2 protein-coding genes and 1 rRNA gene are annotated in these 4,117 nt (G+C 37.4%); all 3 read right to left on the bottom strand.

What is annotated here, in order from left to right; translation table 11 throughout:
* A 16S ribosomal RNA gene (locus AC1DIT_RS27375) occupies nt 1-132 on the bottom strand; the annotation flags it as partial.
* 242 nt (nt 133-374) lie between these two features.
* Entirely contained in the window at nt 375-2,843 is a 2,469-nt protein-coding gene (gyrA, locus tag AC1DIT_RS27370) for a DNA gyrase subunit A (protein ID WP_016112835.1), read from the bottom strand.
* An 88-nt stretch (nt 2,844-2,931) separates the two neighbouring features.
* Nucleotides 2,932-4,117, bottom strand: a 1,186-nt coding sequence (locus AC1DIT_RS27365; protein ID WP_476998560.1) for a toprim domain-containing protein, incomplete at its 5' end; no start/stop codon positions are given.

Below are 4,117 nucleotides of genomic sequence, written 5' to 3'. Positions count from 1 at the left end.
AGGTTACCCACGTGTTACTCACCCGTCCGCCGCTAACTTCATAAGAGCAAGCTCTTAATCCATTCGCTCGACTTGCATGTATTAGGCACGCCGCCAGCGTTCATCCTGAGCCAGGATCAAACTCTCCAATAAAGTTAGTTTGTCTAGCACCTAAAATAAAAATTGACGTTTCACGTTGTTTGTTTCGTTTAGTTTTCAAAGTTCAACATCGCGTTTCAGCGACTTTTATAATATAACACAGTATATTATTTTCGTCAACAAGTTTTTTCGATAACTTGTATCTCTCATTTGCTGACTCTGCCTATTATATAGACTTTCCCATCTCTATGCAAGTATTATTCTAAAAAAAAATAAGAGAGGGAAAATCCCCACTCTTATTCTTCAGAAGCCTCTTCGCTTCCATCTTCTTCTTCATCTTTTTGCGCTTTTGCTACTGTTGCTACTTCTTGTTCATTTTCCAAACGGATTAATCGTACACCTTGCGTATTACGACCCATTTGAGAAATTTGATCAACTGGCATACGGATAATAATACCCGCAGCTGTAATTAGCATAATATCTTCTTCGCCAGTTACAGACTTAACTGCTACTAATTTACCGTTTTTATCTGTGATATTACATGTTTTTAAACCTTTACCACCGCGACTTTGTAGACGATATTCATCAACCGGTGTACGTTTTCCGTAACCATTTTTGGTTACAATTAAAACGTTCATATCCTCTTCAACAATTTCCATACCTACAACTTGGTCTTCATCACCTAGTGTAATAGCTTTTACACCTGCCGCATTACGTCCCATTGAACGAACATCTTGCTCATTGAAACGGATTAACATACCGTTACTTGTTCCAACAATAATATCCTTATCACCAGATGTTAAGCGTACAGAGATTACTTCGTCCTCTTCACGAAGGGAAATTGCAATTAAACCATTCGTACGTATATTGGCAAATGACGAAAGAGGCGTTCTCTTAGAAATACCTTGTTTTGTTGTGAAGAATAAGAATTGATCATCACCAAATTCACGGATTGGAATAATAGCGTTAACCCACTCACCTTTATCTACTCCTAACAAATTAATAATTGGTATACCTTTTGCCGTACGGCTATACTCTGGAATTTCATATCCTTTTGTACGGTATACTTTACCTTTGTTTGTGAAGAATAGAATATGATCATGTGTAGACGTTGTCAATAAATGCTCAACAAAGTCATCATCATTCGTACCCATTCCTTGTACACCACGTCCCCCACGGTTCTGTGTTTTGTACGTAGAAGCTGGTAACCTTTTGATATAACCATTATGAGTAAGTGTGATAGCTATATTTTGCTCTGGGATTAAATCCTCGTCTTCAATTGATTCCATACCACCAATTGTAATTTCTGTTCTTCTTTTATCATTAAAGCGTTCTTTTACTTCTATTAATTCTTCACGAATAATTTCAAGAACCTTTTCTTCATCCGCTAAGATGGCCTTTAATTCAGCAATTAACTTCATTAGGTCTTGATATTCTTGTTCAATTTTTTCACGTTCTAGTCCTGTTAAGCGTTGCAGACGCATATCTAAAATTGCTTGCGCTTGTTTTTCACTTAAACCGAAACGTTCCATCAATCCTTGTTTTGCAATATCAGCAGTCTTTGAACTACGAATTAAAGTAATTACTTCATCAAGGTGATCTAATGCAATTCGTAACCCCTCTAAAATATGAGCCCGAGCTTCCGCTTTCTCTAATTCATAAGCAGTACGCCTACGAATAACTACCTGTTGATGCTCTAAATAATAATATAAAGTTTGTTTTAAGTTTAATACTTGTGGCTCCCCATTCACGAGCGATAACATATTAATACCGAAGCTTGTTTGAAGCGCCGTATGTTTATATAAATTATTTAATAGTACGTTTGCATTTGCATCACGGCGTACTTCCATGACAATACGCATACCATTTCGATCTGACTCATCGCGTAAATCTGTAATACCTTCGATTTTTTTATCGCGAACTAACTCTGCAATTTTTTCAATTAATCGAGCTTTATTCACTTGATAAGGCAGCTCTGTTACAATAATTGCTTGTTTTCCATTTGCCTTTTCTTCAATTTCAACTTTAGCACGAAGTATAATAGAACCGCGACCTGTTTCATACGCTCTTCGAATTCCACTTCTCCCTAAGATTAGACCCGCCGTTGGAAAATCTGGTCCCGGAATAAATTCCATTAATTCCGCAATAGTAATGTCAGGATTATGACTCAATGCTAGCACGCCATCAATTACTTCTCCAAGTTGATGAGGCGGAATATTTGTTGCCATACCAACCGCGATACCTGTCGTACCGTTTACTAATAAGTTAGGAAAGCGTGCTGGTAATACAATTGGTTCTCTTTCAGAACCATCATAGTTATCTTGATAGTCAATTGTATTCTTTGTAATATCACGTATTAATTCCATGGAGATTTTAGACATTCTTGCTTCTGTATAACGCATCGCTGCCGCCGAATCCCCATCAACAGAACCGAAGTTACCATGTCCATCAACAAGCATATAACGTTGACTAAAATCTTGTGCCATACGTACCATTGTTTCGTAAACGGCTGAATCACCATGCGGGTGATACTTACCAATTACTTCACCAACAATACGCGCTGATTTTTTATATGCTTTATCAGCAGTAATCCCTAAATCATTCATTGCGTATAAAACCCTGCGATGCACAGGTTTTAACCCATCACGAACATCTGGTAGTGCACGAGATACGATAACACTCATTGCGTAATCTAAAAATGAGGTACGCATTTCATGACTAATATTAATTTCTCGAATTCGTGCTTGTTGTTGATTGTCTGACATCAACGAGCACCTCCTCTTACATTTCCGTTACATATACATTGATTTATATGTAGAAGACAGGAATGCTTAGATTCCTGTCATTACTTACTTAAATATCAAGGTTTTTCACGTATTTTGCATTTTCTTGGATAAAATTACGGCGTGGCTCTACTTTATCACCCATTAAAATTTCAAACGTTTCATCTGCTTCAATTGCATCTTGCAGAGAAACTTGAAGTAATAAACGTACTTCTGGATCCATTGTCGTTTCCCATAATTGAGTCGGATTCATTTCCCCAAGACCTTTGTAACGCTGAATACCAGGTTTTGGCTGAGCTGGTAACTCTGCTAATATCTTTTCAAGTTCTTTATCGTTATAAGCATATTGAATTTTTTTCCCTTGTTGCACTTTAAACAATGGTGGTTGTGCAATATATATATAACCATGTTCAATGATTTGACGCATATAACGATAGAAGAACGTTAATAATAGAGTACGAATATGCGCACCATCAACATCGGCATCGGTCATAATAATAACTTTATGATAGCGGGCTTTTTCAATATCAAAATCCCCACCGATATTTGTACCAATCGCTGTGATAATCGTACGTACTTCATCATTAGATAAAATCTTATCTAAGCGTGCCTTTTCAACGTTAATAATTTTACCCTTAAGTGGTAAAATCGCTTGAAAGTGGCGATCGCGTCCTTGTTTTGCAGAACCTCCTGCAGAATCTCCCTCTACGATGTAAATTTCACTAATCGAAGGATCTTTAGAAGAACAGTCTGCAAGCTTCCCTGGCAAACTAGATACTTCCAGCGCACTCTTTCGACGCGTTAATTCACGTGCCTTCTTCGCTGCTACACGTGCACGTGCCGCCATTGTTCCTTTATCCACAATCTTACGAGCAACATTTGGATTCTCAAGTAAAAACTTTTCGAACGCTTCTGAGAAAACAGACTCTGTAATCGTTCTCGCTTCACTATTTCCAAGTTTTGTTTTCGTTTGTCCCTCAAACTGTGGATTCGGATGTTTGATGGAAACAATCGCTGTTAGTCCTTCACGTACATCTTCACCTGTTAGGTTACTATCAGCATCTTTTAAGATGTTATTTTTTCGTCCATAATCATTTATTACACGCGTTAGGGCCGTCTTGAAACCAACCTCATGTGTACCGCCTTCATACGTATGAATATTATTCGTAAATGAATAAATATTGTTTGTATAACCTTCGTTATATTGAAGAGAAACTTCAACTTGAATTCCATCTTTCGAACCCTCTACATATACA

This window comes from Bacillus sp. 05T22 (assembly GCF_056396765.1).
Note: the sequence above shows the minus strand (reverse complement) of the source record. Positions and strands in the feature narration are given on the sequence as shown.